Source organism: uncultured Gemella sp. (assembly GCF_963525165.1).
In the GTDB taxonomy this organism is placed as follows: domain Bacteria; phylum Bacillota; class Bacilli; order Staphylococcales; family Gemellaceae; genus Gemella.
The window spans coordinates 16,848-40,222 of the sequence record NZ_CAURJN010000017.1 but is presented as its reverse complement, the minus strand read 5'-3'; the positions used below and the strand labels follow the sequence as shown (position 1 = coordinate 40,222).

Annotated in this window: 23 protein-coding genes; 4 read left to right on the top strand and 19 right to left on the bottom strand. The window is 30.7% G+C overall.

What is annotated here, in order from left to right:
* Positions 1-71: 71 nt before the first annotated feature.
* Positions 72-767, bottom strand: a complete 696-nt coding sequence (locus tag RWQ74_RS04875) for an HAD family phosphatase (protein ID WP_314397166.1) — start codon at positions 765-767, stop codon at positions 72-74.
* A gap of 318 nt (positions 768-1,085) precedes the next feature.
* On the opposite strand from RWQ74_RS04875, the gene RWQ74_RS04870 reads away from it, so the two are divergent.
* The gene (locus RWQ74_RS04870; protein WP_314397165.1) at positions 1,086-1,922 is read left to right on the top strand and encodes a DegV family protein; all 837 of its coding nucleotides are present in this window, start codon (positions 1,086-1,088) and stop codon (positions 1,920-1,922) included.
* A gap of 120 nt (positions 1,923-2,042) precedes the next feature.
* Here RWQ74_RS04870 and RWQ74_RS04865 read toward each other — a convergent pair whose 3' ends face one another.
* From RWQ74_RS04865 to RWQ74_RS04825, 9 genes are all read right to left on the bottom strand, one after another.
* A complete protein-coding gene (locus RWQ74_RS04865; protein ID WP_314397164.1) occupies positions 2,043-2,237 on the bottom strand; it encodes a heavy-metal-associated domain-containing protein in 195 nt (64 codons plus the stop codon).
* Positions 2,238-2,268: 31 nt separating this feature from the next.
* On the bottom strand, positions 2,269-4,722 hold the full coding sequence (locus RWQ74_RS04860; protein ID WP_314397163.1) for a heavy metal translocating P-type ATPase: 2,454 nt from the start codon (positions 4,720-4,722) through the stop codon (positions 2,269-2,271).
* Positions 4,723-5,104: 382 nt separating this feature from the next.
* A complete protein-coding gene (locus tag RWQ74_RS04855) occupies positions 5,105-5,758 on the bottom strand; it encodes an RDD family protein (protein ID WP_314397162.1) in 654 nt (217 codons plus the stop codon).
* 13 nt (positions 5,759-5,771) lie between these two features.
* Positions 5,772-6,749: a signal peptide peptidase SppA gene (sppA, locus tag RWQ74_RS04850; protein ID WP_314397161.1), complete on the bottom strand. Its 978-nt coding sequence runs from the start codon at positions 6,747-6,749 to the stop codon at positions 5,772-5,774.
* Between the two features lie 162 nt (positions 6,750-6,911).
* On the bottom strand, positions 6,912-7,061 hold the full coding sequence (locus RWQ74_RS04845) for a hypothetical protein (RefSeq protein ID WP_314397160.1): 150 nt from the start codon (positions 7,059-7,061) through the stop codon (positions 6,912-6,914).
* A 53-nt stretch (positions 7,062-7,114) separates the two neighbouring features.
* Positions 7,115-8,476, bottom strand: coding sequence for a replicative DNA helicase (dnaB, locus tag RWQ74_RS04840; RefSeq protein WP_314397159.1), 1,362 nt, complete (start codon positions 8,474-8,476; stop codon positions 7,115-7,117).
* A 22-nt stretch (positions 8,477-8,498) separates the two neighbouring features.
* Positions 8,499-8,942 carry a 50S ribosomal protein L9 gene (gene rplI, locus RWQ74_RS04835; RefSeq protein ID WP_314397158.1) on the bottom strand — a complete coding sequence of 148 codons (444 nt, stop codon included), beginning with the start codon at positions 8,940-8,942 and terminating at the stop codon, positions 8,499-8,501.
* 31 nt (positions 8,943-8,973) lie between these two features.
* Entirely contained in the window at positions 8,974-10,920 is a 1,947-nt protein-coding gene (locus RWQ74_RS04830) for a DHH family phosphoesterase (protein WP_314397157.1), read from the bottom strand.
* A 2-nt stretch (positions 10,921-10,922) separates the two neighbouring features.
* On the bottom strand, positions 10,923-11,918 hold the full coding sequence (locus tag RWQ74_RS04825) for a DUF2232 domain-containing protein (RefSeq protein ID WP_314397156.1): 996 nt from the start codon (positions 11,916-11,918) through the stop codon (positions 10,923-10,925).
* 260 nt (positions 11,919-12,178) lie between these two features.
* Here RWQ74_RS04825 and RWQ74_RS04820 point away from each other — a divergent pair, with 260 nt between their 5' ends.
* A complete protein-coding gene (locus RWQ74_RS04820) occupies positions 12,179-12,307 on the top strand; it encodes a hypothetical protein (RefSeq protein WP_314397155.1) in 129 nt (42 codons plus the stop codon).
* A gap of 55 nt (positions 12,308-12,362) precedes the next feature.
* On the opposite strand, the gene RWQ74_RS04815 is transcribed toward RWQ74_RS04820, so the two are convergent.
* The 3 genes from RWQ74_RS04815 to RWQ74_RS04805 all read right to left on the bottom strand — a co-directional run bounded on the left by RWQ74_RS04815 (position 12,363) and on the right by RWQ74_RS04805 (position 15,821).
* Complete coding sequence (locus RWQ74_RS04815; RefSeq protein WP_314397154.1) at positions 12,363-13,604, bottom strand: MFS transporter; 1,242 nt, start codon at positions 13,602-13,604, stop codon at positions 12,363-12,365.
* 138 nt (positions 13,605-13,742) lie between these two features.
* Positions 13,743-14,339: a ComF family protein gene (locus tag RWQ74_RS04810; RefSeq protein WP_314397153.1), complete on the bottom strand. Its 597-nt coding sequence runs from the start codon at positions 14,337-14,339 to the stop codon at positions 13,743-13,745.
* A 3-nt stretch (positions 14,340-14,342) separates the two neighbouring features.
* Positions 14,343-15,821, bottom strand: coding sequence for a DEAD/DEAH box helicase family protein (locus RWQ74_RS04805; protein ID WP_314397152.1), 1,479 nt, complete (start codon positions 15,819-15,821; stop codon positions 14,343-14,345).
* 347 nt (positions 15,822-16,168) lie between these two features.
* On the opposite strand from RWQ74_RS04805, the gene hpf reads away from it, so the two are divergent.
* Entirely contained in the window at positions 16,169-16,714 is a 546-nt protein-coding gene (gene hpf / locus RWQ74_RS04800; RefSeq protein WP_314161240.1) for a ribosome hibernation-promoting factor, HPF/YfiA family, read from the top strand.
* A gap of 480 nt (positions 16,715-17,194) precedes the next feature.
* A complete protein-coding gene (locus tag RWQ74_RS04795) occupies positions 17,195-17,770 on the top strand; it encodes a DJ-1 family glyoxalase III (protein ID WP_314397151.1) in 576 nt (191 codons plus the stop codon).
* 53 nt (positions 17,771-17,823) lie between these two features.
* On the opposite strand, the gene RWQ74_RS04790 is transcribed toward RWQ74_RS04795, so the two are convergent.
* The 6 genes from RWQ74_RS04790 to RWQ74_RS04765 all read right to left on the bottom strand — a co-directional run bounded on the left by RWQ74_RS04790 (position 17,824) and on the right by RWQ74_RS04765 (position 23,230).
* Positions 17,824-18,900, bottom strand: a complete 1,077-nt coding sequence (locus RWQ74_RS04790) for an iron-containing alcohol dehydrogenase family protein (protein ID WP_314397150.1) — start codon at positions 18,898-18,900, stop codon at positions 17,824-17,826.
* Positions 18,901-19,257: 357 nt separating this feature from the next.
* Positions 19,258-20,475 carry an HD domain-containing protein gene (locus RWQ74_RS04785; protein ID WP_314397149.1) on the bottom strand — a complete coding sequence of 406 codons (1,218 nt, stop codon included), beginning with the start codon at positions 20,473-20,475 and terminating at the stop codon, positions 19,258-19,260.
* Positions 20,476-20,583: 108 nt separating this feature from the next.
* Positions 20,584-20,832: a 30S ribosomal protein S18 gene (gene rpsR, locus RWQ74_RS04780; protein ID WP_003144201.1), complete on the bottom strand. Its 249-nt coding sequence runs from the start codon at positions 20,830-20,832 to the stop codon at positions 20,584-20,586.
* 23 nt (positions 20,833-20,855) lie between these two features.
* On the bottom strand, positions 20,856-21,428 hold the full coding sequence (locus RWQ74_RS04775) for a single-stranded DNA-binding protein (protein ID WP_314397148.1): 573 nt from the start codon (positions 21,426-21,428) through the stop codon (positions 20,856-20,858).
* 13 nt (positions 21,429-21,441) lie between these two features.
* Positions 21,442-21,729, bottom strand: coding sequence for a 30S ribosomal protein S6 (gene rpsF / locus RWQ74_RS04770; protein ID WP_003144346.1), 288 nt, complete (start codon positions 21,727-21,729; stop codon positions 21,442-21,444).
* 265 nt (positions 21,730-21,994) lie between these two features.
* Positions 21,995-23,230, bottom strand: a complete 1,236-nt coding sequence (locus RWQ74_RS04765) for an MFS transporter (RefSeq protein ID WP_314397147.1) — start codon at positions 23,228-23,230, stop codon at positions 21,995-21,997.
* Between the last annotated feature and the right edge of the window lie 145 nt (positions 23,231-23,375).

The window sequence follows — 23,375 nt, the reverse complement described above, 5'->3', positions numbered from 1 at the left end:
TCTCAAATGGAACTATCTGTTCATACAACGTATCATCCACATCAAAAACAAGACCGATCATTTTATTCTCTTTACTCACCATTTTCTAATAATTTAATAACCTCTCCTAGATTCTCAACTATTTTATAAGCTTTTTCTTTACAGACTTCATCCGGTTCAAACATATCTGGAACCATAATAACTTTAGCTCCTGCTGTGCTTCCTGCAATTACACCAGCCTTAGAATCTTCAAGAACTAAACATTCTTCTGGTTTTACACCTAAACGCTCTGCAGCTAATAAAAACACATCTGGTCCGGGTTTACCATTTTTCACTTCTGCCCCACTAGCAAGCTCATCTATATATTTCACAAGCCCAGTCTTCTCCATATTATTAACTATGTGATTCATATTAGAAGATGACGCCACCGCAACTTTGTAATTATTATCTTTTAGATATATTAACAATTCCTCTATAAATGGCATTTTCTTAGGACCTGTCGTAAACAATATATCCTCTATATATTCATAATGATCATCAACTAATTGCTTTCCACTAACATCAGAATCCTTAAAATAATTTTCCCAAAATTCATAAATACTCTTTATAGTAAAACCTAATACCAAGAGAGTCTCTTCTCTAGTCATTTTATAACCTTGCTTTTTAGCACTATGAATAAATGCTTCTGTTGCCAAACTTTCGGTATCTACCATTAATCCATCCATATCAAATAACACTGCTTTTATACTCATGTTTATAACCTTCGCTTTTTCTTTTATATTTTTCATCTAAATTTTTACTTTATAACCTTTAAATTATTATATCATACTTAGTATTTCATGGGAAAATGTTTCTTCACTAGTATTACTACTCCTAAATAATAAAAATATAATTGTAGATATCTAATATCCATATTAATAAATGTCAAAACATAAAATTACTTTTAAAATAAATATATTAAGGGTATTAAAATTTGAAAACAACAATAATAGTTTACTTTTTATTTCACTTTTTATTTGAAAAAATTTTATTTTTAGTGTATTATATAAAAACGTAGTAAAACTACAATAATTTTGAATATAATATTAAACATGAGGTTAAAATTTATGAAAACAGCTTTTGTGTGCGATTCAGCATTACAAATTAATAAAAATTTTGAAAATAACAATCCAATTACAGTTATCCCTGTTGAAGTTCGTCTTGATGATGAGATTTTCGAGGATAATGTAACTATAACTCCCGACGAATTTTACGAAAGAATACACAACGGACAAAAACCTACCACAAGCCAACCTGCAGTAGGTAAAATTTTAAGTGTTTATGAAGATTTAAAACAACAAGGCGTAGAGCGTATCGTTGCTTTCAGCGTTTCTTCGAAATTATCAGGGACATATTCTTCTTTCGTACAAGCTAAAGAGCTTATTGATGGTATTGAAATCAAAATAATCGATACTCTTCAAATAGCGAGGATGGTGGGAATTGCTATCGAAAAAATTATTAAAGAATTCGAGACAGGAAGTCTAACATTCGAAAATATAGAAAATAGATACTTAGAACTTTCACAGCAACACAATGTTCTTGTAACAGTCGAGACTATGCAATATTTATATGCAGGAGGTAGACTTACAAAAGCTCAGTTCGTTCTATCAAGCCTGTTAAATATTCTACCTATTATAACTATTAAAGACGGTCTCCTTTCAGTAAGTGGTAAACATAGAGGAATGAATAAAGTCCTTTCAAAAATGTGTGAAGAAATAAAAGAAAAAAATCCAAAGAGTTTATTTGTTCTTTATACAACAGATGAATTATTAGAAAAAGCAATGGTATCTATCAAGAAAACTTTTGGTGATATAGAAGTTGAAACAGAAATTATTTCTCCTGTAATTGGATCTCACGCAGGACCTAAAGCTATTGCAATAGGATATTTAGGTTACGACAAATAAAATACAAAAACACCTTAGAATTAGATTTCTACTCTAATTCCAAGGTGTTTACTTATTAGTGGTGACTCCTAATCGAGATGTTAGATAAATCAAATTTGTCGAGCTAATCCCGTTTACTTATTAAACTATATTAAACTTTGTACCAAATAATGCATTTTGAAGATCTTCCTTCGAAATATCTCCCTCTACTACAATAGTTTTTTCTTGAATATTTATTTCAACGTTATCAACATTATCTAGTTTTGATAATTTTTCTTTAACAACAGCGACACAACCACCACATTTTACGCCTTTGATATTATATTCATTTTTCATGATTAATCCTTCTTTCTTTTTATGAATTTTATTAATTTAATTTTATCCTTTTTAATCTTAACGCATTTAGAACTACAGATATAGAACTAAAACTCATCGCAGCCCCTGCTAACATTGGATTTAACAATGGTCCACCGAATATGTAGAATACCCCCATCGCAAAAGGAATACCTATAACATTGTAGAAGAATGCCCAAAATAAATTCTCTTTAATATTTTTTATAGTTTTTTTACTTAAAACTATAGCATTAACAACAGAATTTAAGTCAGGTTTCATTAGCACTATATCTGCCGCATCGATTGCTACATCCGTTCCTGTTCCTACTGCTATTCCGACTTCTGCTTGTACTAGTGCCGGTGCATCATTAATCCCGTCACCGACCATTGCTACCTTTTTACCTTGAGCTTGAAGTTTTTTGATTTCATTTGCTTTATCTTCTGGTAAAACCTCACTCACTACTTTATCTATTGATAATTGATTTGCAATTACCTCAGCAGTTTTTTTATTGTCACCAGTCAACATTACTACTTCTAAACCTAAGCTATGTAATTTTTCAATAGTTTTCAAACTACTTTCTTTTATTTGATCGGCAACAGCTATAATTCCAGAAAGGTCAGAGTCTACAGCTATGAACAATGGTGTTTTTCCTTCAGAAGCATATTTTTCTGCTTTTTCTACTGAATTTTTAGTATCAATATTGTTTTCTAACATTAATTTCTCATTACCGATTAATATTGACTTTCCATCAACCATTGATGAAATACCTAATCCTGTTAATGAACTAAAATCTTTAACTTCTAACAGCTCTAAATTTCTATTTTTAGCTTCATCTACTATAGCTAGACCTAATGGGTGTTCTGAAAGATATTCTACACTCGCTGCAAGTTGCAATAAAACTTCTTCTTTTAAATCGTTAAATGTCACTACATTAGTTACTGAAATTTTACCTTCTGTTAATGTTCCAGTTTTATCAAAAACAACAGTATCAACTTCTTTAGCTAACTGAAGAGCTTCTGAACTTTTTATTAAAATACCGTGTTCTGCACCCTTACCTGTACCAACCATTATAGCTGTCGGTGTAGCTAAACCTAAGGCACAAGGACAAGCAATAACAAGCACTGCGATAATAATTTTTAGAGAAAAACTCCAAGATGCATCTCCAACAAAGTACCATAAAATTCCAGCTATTAGTGCTAAAACAATAACAATAGGAACAAATACACCTGAAATTTTATCAACAAGTTTTGCGATTGGAGCTTTAGAATTTTGAGCATCTTCAACAAGTTTAATAATCTGTGATAAAGTAGTGTCTTTTCCGACTTTAGTAACTTTCATTTTAAAAACACCTGTTTTATTAATACTAGCTCCAACAACTTTACTATTAATATCTTTTTCTACTGGGATACTTTCCCCTGTTAACATCGATTCATCTACAGTCGAACGACCTTCAATCACAACTCCATCAAGAGGTACTTTTTCACCAGGACGAACAAGTAATATATCACCTATAGATATTTCATCTACGGCTACTACATGTTCTTCACCATCTTTTATTAAATTAGCTGTTTTTGGTACCAATCCGACCAACTTACTAATAGCATTTGTAGTACGACTTTTCGATACTCCTTCAAAGTATTTACCTAGTGTAATCAATGTTAAGATTACCGCTGCAGATTCATAGTACAAATTCATAGCTGCATGTTCATCACCTAAATATACCAATACGGTTGAATAAACACTATATAAGAATGCTGCCCCTGCTCCTAACGCTACTAAAGAATCCATATTAGGTTTTCTTCTAAGAAGAGCTCTAATTCCTACACTAAAGAATTTTCTACCAAAATACGAAACAGGTAACACCAGAATAAACTGTACAGTTGAAAATAATTTTGGATTTCCCATTGGACTTAAACTTTCCAACATAGGTAATCCCACCATCTCAGCCATCGCTATGTACAACGCAGGCACTGAAAATATAGCTGAATAAATAAATCTTTTCCAAATACCATCTATTTCTTGTTGTTTTTTCTCAGCTTGGTCATCTACCGAATTATCTATCTCTAATCTTGCTTTATAGCCCGCTTCTTCTACTTTTCTCTCAATCTCAGCTACACTTAATTTTTCTTTATCAAATTCTACTACCATCTTCTCAGTAGCGAAATTTACAATGGCTTTTTCTGTTCCATCTAAAGATGAAATCGTATCTTCTATATTTTTCGCGCACGTTGCACAACTCATTCCTTCTAATATAAATGTTCGCTCTTCAATACTAGAAACATAAGTAAGCTTATACCCCGATTTTTCTACAATCTTTTCTACTTCAGTTCTATCTATTCCGTCTCCTCTAGAAAGAGTAAGCTTACTTGTTGCAAAGTTTACATTGACATCTGATAAATTATCAACTTGTTTTAAACTATCTTCAATATGCGCTGCACAAGAAGCACAGCTCATCCCTTCAATTAAATATGTTTCATTTTTTACCATATATTAATCACACCTATCTTTTAAATATTTTTATTCGTCTACATTTGTAGTCATCGTTATAAATTAAGTATACTACCGTCTAAAATTATTGTCAACAATATTTTAAATAATCAATAACAGCTATCATTATGATATAGGGAGTGACTCAAAAATCGTGATTTCGTAGAAATCGATTTTGTCGAGTCACCCCCGCACAGTTTATTAGATATCTAAAAAGCTTTTATAAAGCAAATTTAGATATCAATAAACCACTGCGTCTATGAGTTCTCATATGAACTTTGTCAAATTTTAGGACCTTTTTGTCAATCTCAGCTGATTTTCTAGGATTTAATTTAAAATTTAAAGCTGTAGATTTATTAAAACCTACAGCTTTAAATTTTATTTAATTTATATTTTCTAGCTTTTCATTCATCTGACGACGAAGTTTAGAAAAATCTTCTTTAACTACTACAGTATCAGCAATAAAGTCGTGAAGTCCTTTTTTCTTATTTGTAAAAGCTACTGCTAAATACGGTAGGTAAGCTAAAAATATCGTCAATAATCTTCCAACTAATTCACGATAAACTACATCTGCAAAACTTAGCTTATCACCTCTATTTGTCTCAATTTTCACCTTCATAATCATCTTTCCTAAAGTTTGAGAGAAGAAGTACGTCATCGATATAAAGTATGTAAACATAACAATTACATAACTTAAAGATTCTTCTCCTAAAATTGGAAAATCAAGTACCTTATTTAATAATCCAAAGCTAATAGTATTTAATAAACTAGATATAGCATAGATGACTATCATATCTATTAAATATGCAACAAATCTAGTCCAAAAGCCTGCATAGAAGTTCTTTGAAAGAATCATATAGTCTTCTATTGACGTTGGTAATGTGAGATCTTTTTCTAGTTTTTCTTGTGCGTCTTTAGTATCTTCATACTCTTCAACATTTTCTTTATTTCGTGCAAGTTCATCCGGTGCTACTGTAGTACCCCCGTTAAGAAGCGGATCATATGAAGGTGTATTATTATTTAAATCATTATTCATTTAAATCCCCTCCCTATCCTAAGTAGTTACGCTCAACTTTATTTGAATTTACTTCGCTATTTAGTTCAGAGATAAAACTTTTTGTTGTTGCTTTTACAAATCTAGAAATTAAACTTTCTGCAGTTTTATCAGCTCTTAACTCAATTACAGTTGGATTAGATAGTCCTTTTTCTTCTTTTATTAAATCAATAAGCTCATCTTCAGTACCAACTTTATCAGCTAGTTTATTCGCTACAGCCTGAGTACCAGTGTAAGTTCTACCGTCAGCAAGTTTCTTAACCTCATCTTCACTTAAGTGTCTACCTTCTGCTATAGCTTTTACAAATCTTTCATACGCTTCTTTATTTTGCTCTTGTAATATTTTTCTAGTTGATTCTGGTAAGTCTTCTGTTAAACCACCCACTGCTTTTTGTTCTCCAGAACGGATGGTTTCTTGTTTAATTCCATGATCGTTTAAGAATTTTTGAGCTGAAACATAACTCATAATTACTCCTAGTGATCCAGTAGTTGTTTCAGTATTTACAAAAATCTTCTTAGCTGGTGTAGAAACATAATACCCTCCTGATGCAGCCATCTTTTTCATTGAAACATAAACATCTTTACCGCTATTCTTAAGGGCGTTATACAGCTCAGCAGTCTCATATACACCACCACCTGGTGAGTTTACAGATAATAATATAGCCTTAACATTAGGATTATTCTTAGCTTCTTTAATTTGATTTAAAACAGAACCTCTTGAATAGGTATTCGTCATCTCTGCATTAATTTCACCTTCAATAGAAATCTTTTGAATCACTTGACTACTGTCACCTTTTTTCAAAGTTAATTTAGTAACACTTTGTTTTTGTAAGAACTCAGTTAAATATCCATTTAATTCTGCATCATCTTTTTTATTGTTATTACTTGACGTTATAGTTCCTTTAATTAACGAAAACACCACTAGGACAACAACAATAACAGTTGATATTAATCTTTTATTCTTAAAATTCATATTTTTTCCTCCAAAACTTTATTATAATTTTTTTTGTAAAAAGTCAGCTACAAACAATCTTTTCGCCATCTGTCCCTAGCTTTTAATTTACTCACCTTTAACTATTTTCCCTATCTTGCAAACAAATACTTTGTTTTTCTAGAGATATAATAATTAATTTTTTTAATTAACTGGCGATTTATCATCCTCTACAAATTTTCCATTTTTATTACAATATCCAGCTATAACAAAGGAACCATTTGTATCATAGTAACCAGTTGGTGTTAATTCACTCTTACATACACTATAATCAAGAGAAACAGAATCCTCCATCTTATTGATTTCATTACCTTGATTATCATCTCTATTTTTAATAACTACTTCTCCTATTCAGCATAGGTTTTAGATACGAACTTATTATATCGTTTCATAAATGCAAGTTCTGCCGTTCCTGTTTGTCCGTGCCTATTTTTAGCAATAATTACCTCAATAGTAGAGACATCACTTGTTTCTTGAACTTCATTTTCATCGACATCTTCACTTCTATAATAGTCACCACGGTATAAGAATGAAACAATATCGGCATCTTGCTCAATACTTCCAGATTCCCTAAGGTCACTCATCATAGGTCGTTTATCTTGCCTAGATTCAACACTACGCGATAACTGAGATAACGCAATTACAGGACACTCTAATTCCCTTGCCATCTGTTTTAAACTACGAGATATTTCAGATACCTCTTGTTGTCTATTATCAGTTCTCTTACTTCCTTGTAGCAGTTGTAGATAATCGATAACAACTAAATCTAAACCATGTTCAGCTTTTAATAACTTACATTTCGCCTTTACTTCATTTACTTTAATAAAAGCACTATCCTCAATAAAGACATTCTTCTGATTTAAGAAATGAACTGCTGTTTCTAATTTCATAAGGTCATCATTATCAAGAGTACCCCGTTTAATTTTTTCAGAATCTATCATTCCTTCACTACAAATCATCCTAGAAACAAGCTGATCGGCACCCATCTCTAACGAGAACAATGCCACTGTTCTTTTCTCATCTTCAGAACGCGGATTCTTCCCAGCAATATTAAGGGCAATATTAAGTGCAAAAGCTGTTTTCCCCATCGCAGGACGCGCTGCAAGGATAATTAAATCTCCCTTACCAAAACCTACAAGCTTATCTAACGCTCCATATCCAGTAGATACAGCTACATTCTCTCCTTCTCCTGCCATACGAGCTAAAATTTCTTTAAAAACTTCCTCAGTAACATCTTTCATGTTCTTAAACTGAGATGTTTTCGCTCGTTCCATGGCACGTTCTACTTGATCGAATAAAGTTGCAGTTAATGAATCAATATCAGCATTTCCTTGATTCATCTCCTCAGTACTATTTAACAATGCAGCACGAATTTCTCTGTAAATAGAATACCTTTTTACTAAATTTGCATAATGCATTATATTACGAGAGCTTGGTGTAACATCATATAAATCCACTATATATAATGAGGCATCCACGTTTTTGAATGCCCCACTATTATTTATTTCTTCAAAAATTGTAGTGGTGTCAGGTATTATTTCCATTTCGTCTAAACGTAAAATAGCACTGTAAATATCTTTATTTCGTTCATCATAGAAGTCTTCAGCATCAACCGTAGCCTTCACTTCTACTAATTTTTCCGGCTCCTGCATTAGAGCCCCTAATAACGATTGTTCCGCCATAACGACAGAATCTATATGATATTTCATATTATCACCTTCAACTTATTTACTATTGTTCCATCACGTGAACTTTAATTGTTCCTTCTACTTGAGAGTGTAGTTTAATTTTAACATTTGTATAACCTAATGATTGAATACCGTGTGGTAAATCAATTTTTTTCTTATCAACTTTTAGGTCATGTTGTTTCTTAAGTTCTTCAACAATTTGTTTAGAAGATACTGATCCGAATAATCTTCCGCCTTCTCCAGATTTAACTTTAATAGTTACTTCTAAACCTTCTAGTTGTTTTGCAAGTAAGTTAGCTTGAACCAATTCTTCTTGTTTATCTTTTTCAACACGTTTTTGTTGACCTTTAAGTGTTGCCATATTAGCATTTGTTGCCGCTACAGCTTTTTTATTAGTTATTAAGAATTTTGCATATCCGTCAGCAATCTCCTTAACATCTCCTTTTTTACCTTTTCCTTTAACGTCTTCTAAAAATATAACTTTCATTTCAGTTTCTCCTTTTTTCTATGATTTATTTTTAAGATGTTATTTTATCAATAGCATCATTTAAACGTTCCAACGCTTCATCTAAATTAACTCCTTCGATTTGTGTTGCTGCATTAGCAAGATGACCTCCGCCACCAAGTTCTTCCATAATAAGTTGAACATTGACTTTTCCTAGAGATCTTGCCGAAATACCGACCTTACCTTCTTCTAAGTATCCTATAGCAAAACTACATTCAATACCTTTAAGAGTAAGAAGTAAATCCGCACTCTGAGCAAGCATAACATTTGTATAATATTTATCCTCCGGGGCTTTTGCCATGATAATCTCCGGTGATTTTTGAATAGAATTATTAATAATTTCTACTCTATTCATAAAATTCTCAAACGGTTCTTTTAGAATAGTTTTGACTTTTGTAGGATCAGCACCATTACTACGTAAATACGCTGCTGCATCAAAAGTTCTAGAACCTGTTCTTATTGAGAAGTTTTGTGTATCGACTACTATCCCTCCAAGCATAACCGTTGCAGCAATAGGTGAAATTTTCTCAATCTTAGTTTGATACTCAATTAACTCAGCGATTAATTCCGATGCCGATGAAGCATAAGGCTCAATGTAAGTTAACAATGGATTTGTAATTATATCTTCACCACGTCTATGGTGATCGATTATAACTTTTTTATTGGCTTTTGATAAAATCGCTGCATCTATTACTCGAGAAGCATCGGACGTATCAACAACGATTAGAGTTGTTTGCGGTGTCATAAGTTCCCAAGCTTCATCACTGTCTACAAATACTTTTGATAATTGTTCATCTAGACTGTCAATCTCAAACATTACTTTCTGAATTGTTTCATCTCGATCACTATCATTTAAGATAATATAGCACTCTTTACCTAAAAACTTAGCAAAAGTATAAATACCCACACAAGCTCCGACTGCATCGAAATCTGGACGTTTATGTCCCATTACGATAATCTTATCGCTATCATTTACGATATCAGCCAATGCATTAGAAACAACACGAGCCTTAATTCTAGTGCGTTTTTCTTGTGGATTAGTTTTACCACCATAAAATCTAATCGTACCATCAACATCTTTCATGGCAACCTGGTCTCCACCACGACCCAAAGCCAAATCTAGTGAGCTCTTCGCTAGTTCTCCTAATTCTGGCAAGAAATCTGTTCCCATTCCAACACCAATACTCAAAGTAATAGGTGCATCAAAATCTTCTTTTAGATTTCTAATAGTATCTAAAATTTGAAATTTTTCTTTTTCAATTTTCTTTAAATCTTTTACATTTAATAATCCGATAAATCTATCTTCATCTATTCTTTTCAAATAAATACTATTTTTTTTAGCCCAATCTGTTAATGTAATAACAATAGTAGCATCCAATCTACTTGCCACTTCATCATCTAAGGAATCAGATACATCTTCATAATTATCAAGACTTAAATTAAGGATAATCGGACGAGTATCTCTAAATCTTTGCATTACAACTTTACTTTCTGTAATATCAAAGAAGTAAATATAACCACTATCTCTTTGATAATTTACTTTGAAATATTTACCAAAAATTTCAAACTGATTATCAACTGGAGCTTCCAACTCAAATAATTCTTTTATTTCAGGCATAAGATCTAAAATATTTAATCCTTTTATTTCTTCGACCTTTATATTCTTATAAATAAAATTATTTGCCCATTCAATATTTTTATCTTTATCGATTACAACTATACCTATAGGGAACTTATTGATTCCTTTTTCTGACGAATCTTTAATTCTATTCGTCAGTTTACTAATATATCGCTCCATTTGTTCGCCAGCTTTTTTCTTTTGTCTACTATAAAAAAAGAAAATAAGTACGCCCATCAACAAATAAATTACTAAGCTATAAATATTAAATATACCACTTAGAATTGCACCAATTAGAAAAATAATAAAAATAATTAATTCATATTTTTTCTTATAATTCATACTTATCTCCCCCTCTTCATAACAATATATCCTTCTCTTAATTTAAATATACTATCAACAAATCCTAGCAATTCAAAAATAGGACTAAAAATCAACATTAATGCAAACACCACTAGTTTACCAATATTTGATTTTGATTTTTGTTCTATAAAGAAGAACGCAGTAAACAACCCATTTAAAATAAACGCAAGTGACAACACTCCTGTAATATTTTGGAATAAAATGTTCCAAAAACTATAAGTATTACTTCCTGCCTCCATTTCAACAAGGAAAGTTATCAATGTAACACCGATGTATATATATCCACTTCTTGGGCTTAGCATTATACGACTAAACTTAGGAAAAACTGGGATAATCACATATTCTCTAGCTAATAACGATAATGTATATTGCACCAAAGCTAAACTATATACAAACATCATCACAAATAATGTTACAGGAAATGTCTTTTGCAAATTAGAAAAACTTTCTAATATTATGTTTTTATCTACACCTTGGTTCATTTCCATCATAGAATTTACATAAGAATTAATAAAATCTAATATTTGATTACTATCAATAGTTATATTCCCTATTTTTATAGATAAGAATACGTATAAAGCTATCCCTAAGAATATTATTGTATTAATAGTCACAACCAATAATAATTTTGAACCTCGTGAATATATGGTTTTATACATTATATAAGCTATAATCATATGTATTCCAAACCAAAATATCATATTATGAGAAGCAAATAATCCTAATATTACTCCACTTGAAATAATCAATGGAATATAATAATTCAATCCTTTCGCACCTAATACATATGTAAGTGGAAATACAGAAAGGAACGCCGTCATAACTTCAATATTTAGGAATATCCCTAATAATATTAAAATTAAATAACTTACTGCATAAGCTAGTATTTTCATATTATTAGGAGTTCTAAAGAAAAATTTATTCTTCATTAATTCTTCAATTTCTTTACTCAAAAGTTCTGAAATGTTATTATCCAAATTAACACTCCTTTTTCATTTTAATTATACCCTCGTATAGCAACTATAACTATATAGGTATCTTTATTATTATATCAAATTTTGACACTTTTTAAAAGAAAAATAAAATAACAAATAGCCTATACATCTAATTGTTAATTCCAAAAGAAAATTTCACTTTAAACAAAAAATTAAAATTTAAGTTTGGAAAATCTCTCAGCACAATTAAAATTATTAACTCTATTACATAAAATAACAAAAATAATTCTAGGAAAATAATAATGTCAATGAAAGTTGATAGTTCTGTTACAATAAGATCTCTTGAAACTAACTCAGACGGGGAAGCTTGGGCTTATGTTGACTATGGAAACTACACTGGATATATTCGTGGAGATTTAATCGGAGGATAATAAACTAAAACAGAATAGTGAAAAAGTTGATCCACAAAATTGTGAATCAACTTTTTTACTTATCTCTAACTTTTAATTTAACCATAAGCATACTTATTAGAGTTATTCCTATGACAATAAGGAAAATAGATTTACTTTGTGTAAAACCAAGTAAGCCATTTTTAACATGTTTAGCTATCCAAACATACACATAATCTCCGTAATAAATACCTAAGGCGAAGAATGCTTGATAGATCCCCATACTTACATTACGATATTCTCTATCGAAATATTGCATAGCAAGGGAAATTAGCACATTGTAAGCACCACCATATCCTAATCCATTTAAGATATAACTAACATAAATAACATACGGATTGCTAACATATAGCGCTATTACATAGAATGCTAATGAACATCCTAGTAAGAATAATAGAGTTTTTTGAATACCCCATTTTCTTGTGAAATAAACCCCTACTAGAACTCCAGCAATAAGCTGAGGTACTGCAAAGACAGCATCCATATATGCTAGCATTAACGGCGTCATATTAAGCTCTGTTTTGCCATAAGCAATCATGTTAGCTCCACTTGTAGCAAACTTGATAAATGAAAGCAATAACGCTATTAAACAAATATAAATGAAACTTTTATGTTTGATTACTACTTTCACCTTATCAAATGAAAAATCACTATCAATAGGGCGATAATCTTTCATCATAAATGATAATATAAACGTAATTGTCGCGATAATACCGGCTACTATCCACATATAATCAAAATGTTTGTATGTATTCATAGTAAAAACATATTGTATCGGTGCTGCAATAAATTCAGCTAATAACGGTGCTACAGATAGTATCGATACTGATACCGCCGCCTTATCTTTAGAAAATGTTTCTGAGAAAATAACATTAAATAAGGCAAGCATTGTCGCACTTATCCCCAATGATAATGAAGATAAATATAAAGCTATATAGCTACTGTTAAATGCTACTAAAAATGAAGTTACAATTAATAAAAATAGAGAAATTTGAACGAATATTTTACGTCTTTTGAAAATATCGCTCGCCAAAAACATCGGCAATCTTACTATTAAACTCATAAGTCCATAACCAGCTGCTATTTGAGCTGCGAGTACCGGTGTTAAAGACAGTCCACCTTGTTCTATCGGTGTAATCGCGTATAGTTTTCTATAAGCACGTATAATACTTATCGCAGACCAGAATAAAACTAATATCCAAAATATAATAATTTGATCTTTATTTAATTCGAATTTCTTAGATAAGAAAATTACCAAAATTAAAATTAGTGCGATCATTATGAATGAAAATAAAATTTTTGTTTTAACCATCTCCTAACTGTGTAATTTTTTTATAAAATATCGAATTTAAAATTGATAAAATTCAACTTTAACATTATACCATAAAAACTAGACTTGTATAGTAAATAAATCTCATTATATTACTTTCGAAAGTGTCAAAAAACTTATTTTTATGCCAGGATAAGCCTTATGAATTGTCCTAGCACATCCCAATAATGTACTTCCACTTGTATATATATCATCTATTATCAAAAGAGTCTCAATTTCTTTCAAATCAAGATTATCATTCAAAAAATGATATCTATTTTCTATCCTTTTTTTATGAAGTTTCGATTGTTTTTCTCTATATTCACAACTAAGTAATTTCACAAAATTCACATTACATAATTTACAAACTTGCTCAATATGATCGAACCCTCGAATAACCTCCCGAATCTCGTTTGCTGGAACAATCGTCACTAAATCAAAATTATTTAAAGAAAAAAACTTACCTAAAAGATTTTTAAATTTTACTGCGCAAGCCACATCTCCGAAATATTTTATAGAATAGATTTCATCTTTTAAAAATTCATAGTCAGCAAAATAATACAAAGTATATTCTCCTACTTCTAAGACATTTATATCAATATGTTTCCTACAGCTAGTACAAAGATAAAAATTCTCTTTTTTTGCAAATAATGTATCAAACCCCAACTTTTTCTTTGTTTCTAAACTACAAAAACTACACTTCATATCTTACCTCCTGTTCAACTTTCTATATTTCGCAAGATTATTCATATACTCAATCTCTTTAATAGCAGCTTTCATATCTCTACTTATAATATCCGCTAAAAATACAACATCACCTGAATTATCATAGTCCTTTCTACCTACCCTGCCTGAAATTTGAATTAGTGCCGACTTTGTAAAATTTATATGCTTTGCATCAAAAACCACTACATCTAAATAATCAAAAGTCACACCACGTTCTAATATCGTTGTCGTAATGAGAATGTCTAGTTCTCTGTTATAAAACTTTTTGATTTTCTCACTTCTATTTTCATCTCCACTATAGACGAAATCTATCATTATTTCCTCGGAAATATATTTTTTAAAATACAATACCGCTGTCTCACACATACCTATTTCAGGAACAAATATCAATATTCGTCTATCCTTTTTTAATTTTTCTTTAATGAATTTCTCTAGAAATCGTGATTTTCTAGAAAAATCAAACACTTCGAGCTTTTCAATTTTTATTTTCGGAACAGATAACAAGTATCTGTGATATCTTATAGGTATTTTTATAACTTCATCAACGCTAGATTTAACTATTTCAGATGGCGTGGCTGATAAGAATACAAGTACACCATCATCTTTTAAACTTGTATTAACACCATTTTCTAAACACTCATCACCTGAGTATGGAAAGGCATCTACCTCATCAATAATAACGACATCAAAGTAGTTGTAATACTTAACAAGTTGATGCGTCGTCATAATATAAAAATTCGATTCTTCCAAGATTTTCTCTTCACCATGTAATACACTTATTGGATAACCACTAAAATCACGAAAAAATCTTTCAGATAATTCTTTTACAACATCACGTCTAGGGATTGCTAAACAAATATTTTTCTTATCTACAATTGCCCGATATATTGCTTCATAAACTATTTCCGTCTTACCTGCCCCGCATACTGCCCAGATTAAAGTACTCTTCTTGCTTTCTATGTTCTCCACTAAACTCTTACTTGCTTCTTCCTGAACATCACTTAACTCTACACTTGGTTCTTCTGGTACTTTTAAATCTAATATCGGTATATTTATATGAAACTTTATAAAACAATCATCACTTCTACCAAAATTTATACATCTTCTACAGTATGTAACTTTCTGATTTTTATTATTAAATGTGAAAAATTGTTGCTGATCTTTATTATCACATTGCAAACAGTGAAATTTACCTTTATCTTCATTCACTGAGTACAATTTACTTATATATTGACAATTATCTAAATAATGAAGTTTAATATTCATTTTTAGTAATTTGGATATAGATAAAAGCAGTCCATTATACCTCCTTAAAAAAGTTAAATCACTCTCTTTTAGAGTATAGACTGCCCCTGTCGTTATTTCGTTATATATTTCATCAAAATCCGAATTGATTTCTCCAAAATTATCATAGCTCTTTTTAATTTTTCTATAATTTATATTTTTATCATTATTACTCATTTTTGAGTAATACACAATGTAAAGTGCTTCTATAAATTCACAATACTCCCTAAAAAACATTTTCCTCTCCACCTTATCTACAAATTCCCAGTAAATTCTTCCGAAATTTTCCTCATTTAGTTAACATTTTAAGATTCAATATTCTTATTAACTATACGATAGCCATATCTAATTTTATTTTAACAAAAATATATTTATAAAGCAAAATAAATGTATATTTTATAAAAGTAACATTTTTATGCAAACTATATTGCTAACGTTATCAAAAAGTGGTATAATAAAACTATAAAAGTAGGGGGAACCCCCTATAAAGTAGCTAGACTACTTTATGAAAGGAGTGCTTTAAAATGTTAAGATATCAAGTACGAGGAGAAAATTTAGAAATTACTCAAGCAATTAGAGAGTATATTGAAAATAAAGTTTCTAAATTAGAAAAATACTTTGCTGACAGTTTAGAAGCAAACGTTTACGCTAATGCTAAAGTATATAAAAATAATAAGAAAAAAATCGAGATAACTGTACCTCTTAAAGGAGTAACACTTCGAGCTGAAGAAACTAACGATGATTTATACGCTGCTGTTGACTTAGTTGTTGACAAACTTGAACGTCAAATGAGAAAACACAAAACTAAAATCAATAGAAAAGGTCGTGAAAAAGGATTCGCTGAAGAAAACATCCTTACTAGCGAGTTAGAAGAAACAGAAGAAACTGCATTAGACCTTGGTAAAGTAAAACAACTTAAAGTTGAAGCTATGACAAGAGAAGAAGCTGTATTCCAAATGGAACTTCTAGGACACGATTTCTTCGCATTCTTAGATAACACTACAAATGAAATTTCTGTAGTATATAAACGCCGTGACACTGGATACGGAGTATTAGAAATTTCTAAATAATTAATATTGAGTTTAAACACAATCAACCATCTTCCGTAGGTGGTTGATTTTTCTTTGCAAATACAATAAAATTAAAATAAAGAAATAAAATAGGTATAGAATTTCTCTTGTATTTTTTTATACTCTTATAGTGGTGAAGGACGGAGCTGACCAAAAAGTACTAGATTTTATAAATAGTTTACATGAAAACTCATAGACGCAGTGGTTTATTGATATCTAAATTCACTTTATAAAAGCTTTTTAGATATCTAATAAACTGTGCGGAGGTGACTCGACAAAATCGATTTCTACGAAATCACGATTTTTGAGTCACTCCCTAGTAAAAGAGCCTATAATCTCATTTACTCCTTACAAAATTGCTATGCAATTTTGATCTCACCACTATAGAGTATTCTAGAAAAATATTTAAAGAATAAACTAATTTTATTGTATCCAATTAGTTTCTATAACTATATACAATACCCATTAGGAGGATTTTTTATGACTAAAAAAGTTGCTTTATTCGTTGAAAATGGAAGTGAAGAATTAGAACTAATTGCACCTTTAGACATACTTCGTCGTGCAAATATTCACGTTGATCTAATCTCTGCAAACAACGAAGATTATATAACTAGCTCACATAATGTGAAAATAATAGTAGATAAAAAAATTAATGATATCAATAATATTCTTAATTATGATGCAATAGTAATCCCAGGTGGAATGCCTGGAAGTACCTTACTTCGTGATAATGAGAAAATAATTAAATTTTATCAAGAAATGTATAACGCTGGTAAATTAGTTGCTGCCATCTGCGCGGCTCCTATCGTACTAAACAAAGCGGGGATTCTAGAAGATAAAGAAGTGACTTCTTATCCAGGATTCGACAAAGAAATAAACTGCAAAATATACAATAACGAAAAAGCGGTAATCGTTGATAAAAATGTAATCACTGCTCAAGGACCAGCAGTAGCTATTCTATTCGGTTATGAAATCGTTAATTACCTACTTCAAGATGATACTGCCCAAAATATTAGCAATGGTATGCTAGTTCCAGTATTAAAAAACAACTTATAAAACGAAAAAATTAAGACCTCAGATTAAAGCATCCGAGGTCTTTTATCATTTAATTATTTTGTTAATTCTTCTAATTCTTTCATTGCAGCTACTACAACTTCTGGTGTACAAACATCAACTGCAAGTTTAAATGTTTCTTTTTTACTAGCTGCAAACTCAGCAATTTTTTGCATTTTCTCTTCAACATCTTCTGTTACATTAACACAAGCTAAATTATAAGCTAGATCATTAGCTTTATAGAATGGAACAAGTTTCTCCACTTCTTCTCTCTTACCTTCAGCAAGTAATTGAACCAAGATACCATAAGATACTTTTGTTCCATGTAATACAGAATGTGTTTCTTTAACTAAACTCATACCATTGTGCACTGCGTGAGCTCCTGCCATACGTCCATAGTGAACACCGAAACATCCAACACACCCTGAGATAGCAAATACTGTATCTACAGCATTTTTGAAGCTTTCAGTTACTTCACCTTTTTCCATAGCTTCTAATGCACCATTAGCATCACGAAGAAGAACATCACGAGTAATTTTAGCTGCTTCTAATCCCATTCTTACAAAAGGATCATTAAACTTGTTATTTCTCTCTACTAATACTACTGCTTCATACCATTTCGCTAAAGTATCACCGATACCAGCTACAAAGTATTCTTTTGGTGATTCTAATAATAAGTCTAAGTCTGCGACACAAGCATATGCTGTACGTTTAAAATACGCTACCTCTCTAAATGTATGGTCTGGGTGATAAACGGCTGCTACAGGTGCATAAGGTGCACAAGTTGCGATTACTGTCGGTACTGTCATGTACTCAACATTTAAGTTTTGCGCTACACCTTTGGCAGTGTCGATAACACGTCCTCCTCCTACTCCAAGAACTACGTCAACACCTTCTCCATATTCATCAGCAATGCGTTGCATGTCTTCAAAAGATGCAGAACCATCATATTTCGCTACTCTAAACTCTCTATTCCCTTTATAAAATTTTGTAAATGCTGCGTAAGATTTTTCCCCAGTAACAATCAAAGGAGTCTTAAACCCTTCTAATCTATTATCAAGTGCAGACAATGCCCCACTTCCTGAAATATATTCACTTACCCCTGGTCTCGCTACATTTGCTAATTCAAACATTTTACATCTCTCCTTTGTTGTTAAAATTTATATTTTTTATTGTGTAATTATGATTATAACATTTCCGAAAACTAAAATCAATAGTAAGTTAAAAATATTTTATTTTCTGACAATTGCTATAAATTTCCAAAGAAAAGCTCCCTCGTTTTATACCGGAAGTTACCTTGGGAATATTTTTTTGTTATTTCCTTTTTTCCTAGCTTAACTTCCACTTTGATTTTTTACTGGAACTTACTTTAAGAATTTACCTTTCTGATAATTCTAACAAGGAGCACCTTAAACTTTCATCTATATAATAAGAAATCAAAGTAATTGAGTGTGATAAGATTTACTGCATCAATTACCTTGATCTTTAGGTTATCTCGGGAAAAATATAGTCCCCTCTTTCTTAGTCTGCCCTTTAGTTATAGATTCCACTATAGTACTAGCTTTTTCTAAGGCTACTATATCACCATTTAGTTTTTCAATTAATATCTTTCTACCTTTATATGGACTATAAACACTTGCTTCTACATTCTCAATCCTTAAATAATAACGCTCATCCAAGTTATTTTCCGTAAGCATATTTTTTATTTGAGCCAGATTTTCTTCATTATAATCTACATACTCAAATAAGTTTCTGTTTTGCAATCTTCTTGCTAAATCAGCAGCAATTTTATCCTCTTTATCTTGAATAAGAGCACAACAATATAATAGTGAATTTTCATCTAATTTAAAATATTCATCTACACTCACTTCAGATTTTTCTAAAAATGGCACCAACACCTTCATATCTTCAAAATAGTCTTTATTTCCTTTGAAAATATCCTTCAATCTATTAAATAGTTGAATGAATACCGCCTCATAACTTCTGGCTACAGGATGATAATAAACTTGCCAGTACATTTGATATCTTGCCATAATATAGTCTTCTACACTATGAATACCAGTGTATTTAACGACAATTACCTTTCTTCCCTCAGCTGTTTTTCTTACACGCATTGTACGTAATATTCTTTCAAGATCAAACTGTCCATAACTCGTCGCTGTAAAATAAGAATCACGTAATAAATAATCCATTCTATCGGCATCTAGTTGACCTGAAACAATCTGATTAAGTATATCATTTTCATGAGTATGTTGAATAATAGAGACTATATCTCGTGGTAACTTTTCTGAAACATCTCTTAAAATAGCATTAAGTTCTGTATTCCCTAATATTATTTTTGCTGTATATTCTTCGTGACTATGATTAGTAATATTCTCAAATGCATGAGAAAACGGACCATGCCCCACATCATGCAGAAGTCCCGCAAGCATCACACAAACTTTCTCATATTCAGTTAATTCAACGCAAAGCGACTTAACTTCAGTAACCATTCTTCTAACAATCTCATAAACTCCTAGAGAATGAGAAAATCTAGAATGTTCAGCTGTTGGATATACTTGAAAATCTCCCCCTAATTGTCTTATACGGCGTAATCTTTGAAACTCCTTACTATCAAGACAATTCCAAATTACTTCATAGTGAATATGAATATAACTATGAACTGGATCTTTTAACACTTTAGTTTCGTCTAATTTTTTTAATTCCATCACTTCTTTCCCCCTACTATAATCGATATTTTTTACTATATTTCACCTATTATTATATCAAAGCATAAAAAAAAGACAAGCCTAAGCTCATCTTTTTCACTCTTATTCTTATTTTTCGTCTACTACGTATGGTAAAAGTGCCATGTGTCTAGCTCTTTTAATTGCTGTAGTTAACATTCTTTGGTACTTAGCTGAAGTACCTGTTACACGACGTGGTAAGATTTTTCCACGTTCAGAAATGAATTTTTTAAGTAATTCTACATCTTTGTAGTCGATAAATTCTACGTTATTTTTAGTGAAATAACATACTTTTTTACGACGACGCATGTTGTTACGACGATTGTTAGTTACTGCCATTGTGCATGTCCTCCTATGTAATTTTAGTCTTCTTTAAACGGATTTACTACATCCTGCATGAAGTCATCATCTAGATTACTTGGGAAGTTTTCCCCAAAATCAGAGAATGATGAACTATCATTAATAAAATCTTGCATAGCTGAATTAGCTTGTCCAAAGTTTTGATTAGTATTGTTGTTATAATAATTTTGATTATTGTTATTATACGCTGGTTGTGATTGAGGTTGATTAAAACTCATTGAGTCAAAACCATTGTTTTGTCTACTATGTGAGCTGTTTTTAGATTCAAGAAATTGAACACTATCTGCTACTACTTCAGTAACATACACTGTGTTTCCATCTTTACCTTGATAATTTCTCGTCTGTATTCTACCTTCAACAGAAATCAGACTACCACGTCCTAAAAAACGTGCCATATTTTCTGCTTGCTTTCTAAAAGCTACACAGTTAATAAAATCTGCTTGTCTTTGACCATTTTGGTCAGTGAATGTTCTGTTTACAGCTACTGCAAAATAAAGCATTGGAATATTCGAACTAGAATATCTTAATTCTGGATCTTTAGTTAATCTACCCACTAATACTACACGATTTACCATAGTATTTCACCCCTTATTTTTCTAATCTTACTACCATGTGACGGATGATGTCATCGCTAATTTTTGCTAAACGATCGAATTCTTTTGTAGACGCATCTGTTGCTGAAGTTAATTCTACTACATAGTAGTAAGCATCACTGAAGTCTTCGATTTCATAAGCAAGGCGTTTTTTACCTAAATCTTTAACTTCTACTGCTTCTGCACCTTCTGAAAGAATATTTACGAATCTATCAACCACAGCTTTTTTAGCTTCTTCATCGATACGTGGTTGAACAGCAAACATTACTTCATATTTTCTCATGTGTGTGTTACCTCCTTTTGGTCTTTGCGACTCTCTAATCTATTAGAGAGTAAGGAGTAATAAAATTACTCTAGCGACTATTATATCAAGTATAGAAATAAAAAGCAACTAATAACTATATTTTTTGGAATTTTTTTTGAATAATTTTTTCGAATCTTCTTCATTATTTAATCACTAAAAAATCTTCTATTAACTATTCAATCCTCCTCTACTAAACAAGAAAAATAAATATCCCATTAGAGAACTCTAAGGGGATATTTGGAAATTACTCTTTTACTTTAAATGAATACATCAAAACTATAATTAATAAAAGTAATAAACTATATAATGCAAATGATGCACTAATAGCATTAGCGAAAAATAATATAACTGTTGTTCCTATTGGTACTGAGATAGTAATAACAGTACTAAAAATACTATATATTGACGTTTGTTTTTCCTCAGGTACTGATTGTAAAATCAATGCATCTAGTTTTGGATTTGATATTCCTTCAAAATAACCTATTATTACAGTTAAAATAATAAGTATAAATTTATTTTGAAGTATCAATAGATTTCCTACATACATAATAAATAAAATTATTTCTAATATAGCATTATTTCTCAAACTCATATTCTTATAAAAACTAATTTGATAGACTCCACCGCCAATTGTACTAAGTACTTCTACAATTTCTAATAAAGTAATAGTATACGCTACATTCCCAAATAATAAGCTCTCGTTTTTTACTAGAATTACTAGAAGTAAAGCGAACATCGCAGATGAGTAAAAATTCATCCCTAAAAATAGTATAACAAAATTATATATTTTCTTTATTTCACGAAGTATTTTAAAGTTTTCAATAGTGTCCTTTAAAAATCTTTTAGTACTTACCTTCTCTTTATTATTAATTTTAAAACTGCCAATCTCTGCTTTCATCGCATTTTTATATTTTGCCAGTATTAAAAATGCTATCAAGAATAGTGCTGCATTTAACATACCAAAGTATGAGTAATTGTAACTTAAAAGCCCTAAAATGAATACTCCAACAGCCTTCCCACCAAGCGAGATTGTATTGTCTATAGAACTAATAAATGCTAATGCTTCACTTAACTGTTCTTTACGCACCAATCTAGTATTTATTGACATTGATAAATAGCTATTATATCCACCTAGAATATCAGCAACCACATTTACAAATACTAATACAATAAAAATCCACCATTGCACCCCATAAATACACACTAAGGCGAATAACGAAAATAATAAAAACTGATAAAATCTTGTCGATAATATTCTTTCATACTTATCTTTCGTCTGATCTGCGAAATATCCTAGGACAAACGAGATAATATAAGGTAATGTCGTAGCTATCGACACTATACTCACAGCTAATTCTGGATTCGGTAAACTTGTCGCATAAATAATAAACGCAATATCAAATAACTTTCTACCAGCATTCCCAAATGCTGATGAAATAGTGAATAACCTATAGAGTTTATTTTTCAAGAAAATATTCATAGAATATCACCTCCTGTATTATTTTATATTTTACATTGATACGGTTAAATTTTCAATATATTGTATAATTTTTTTTGAAAATTTAAAATATTTATCGTCAAATTTTAAATTCCTTACAATTAATAAAAAGAGCAACTATTCGGCA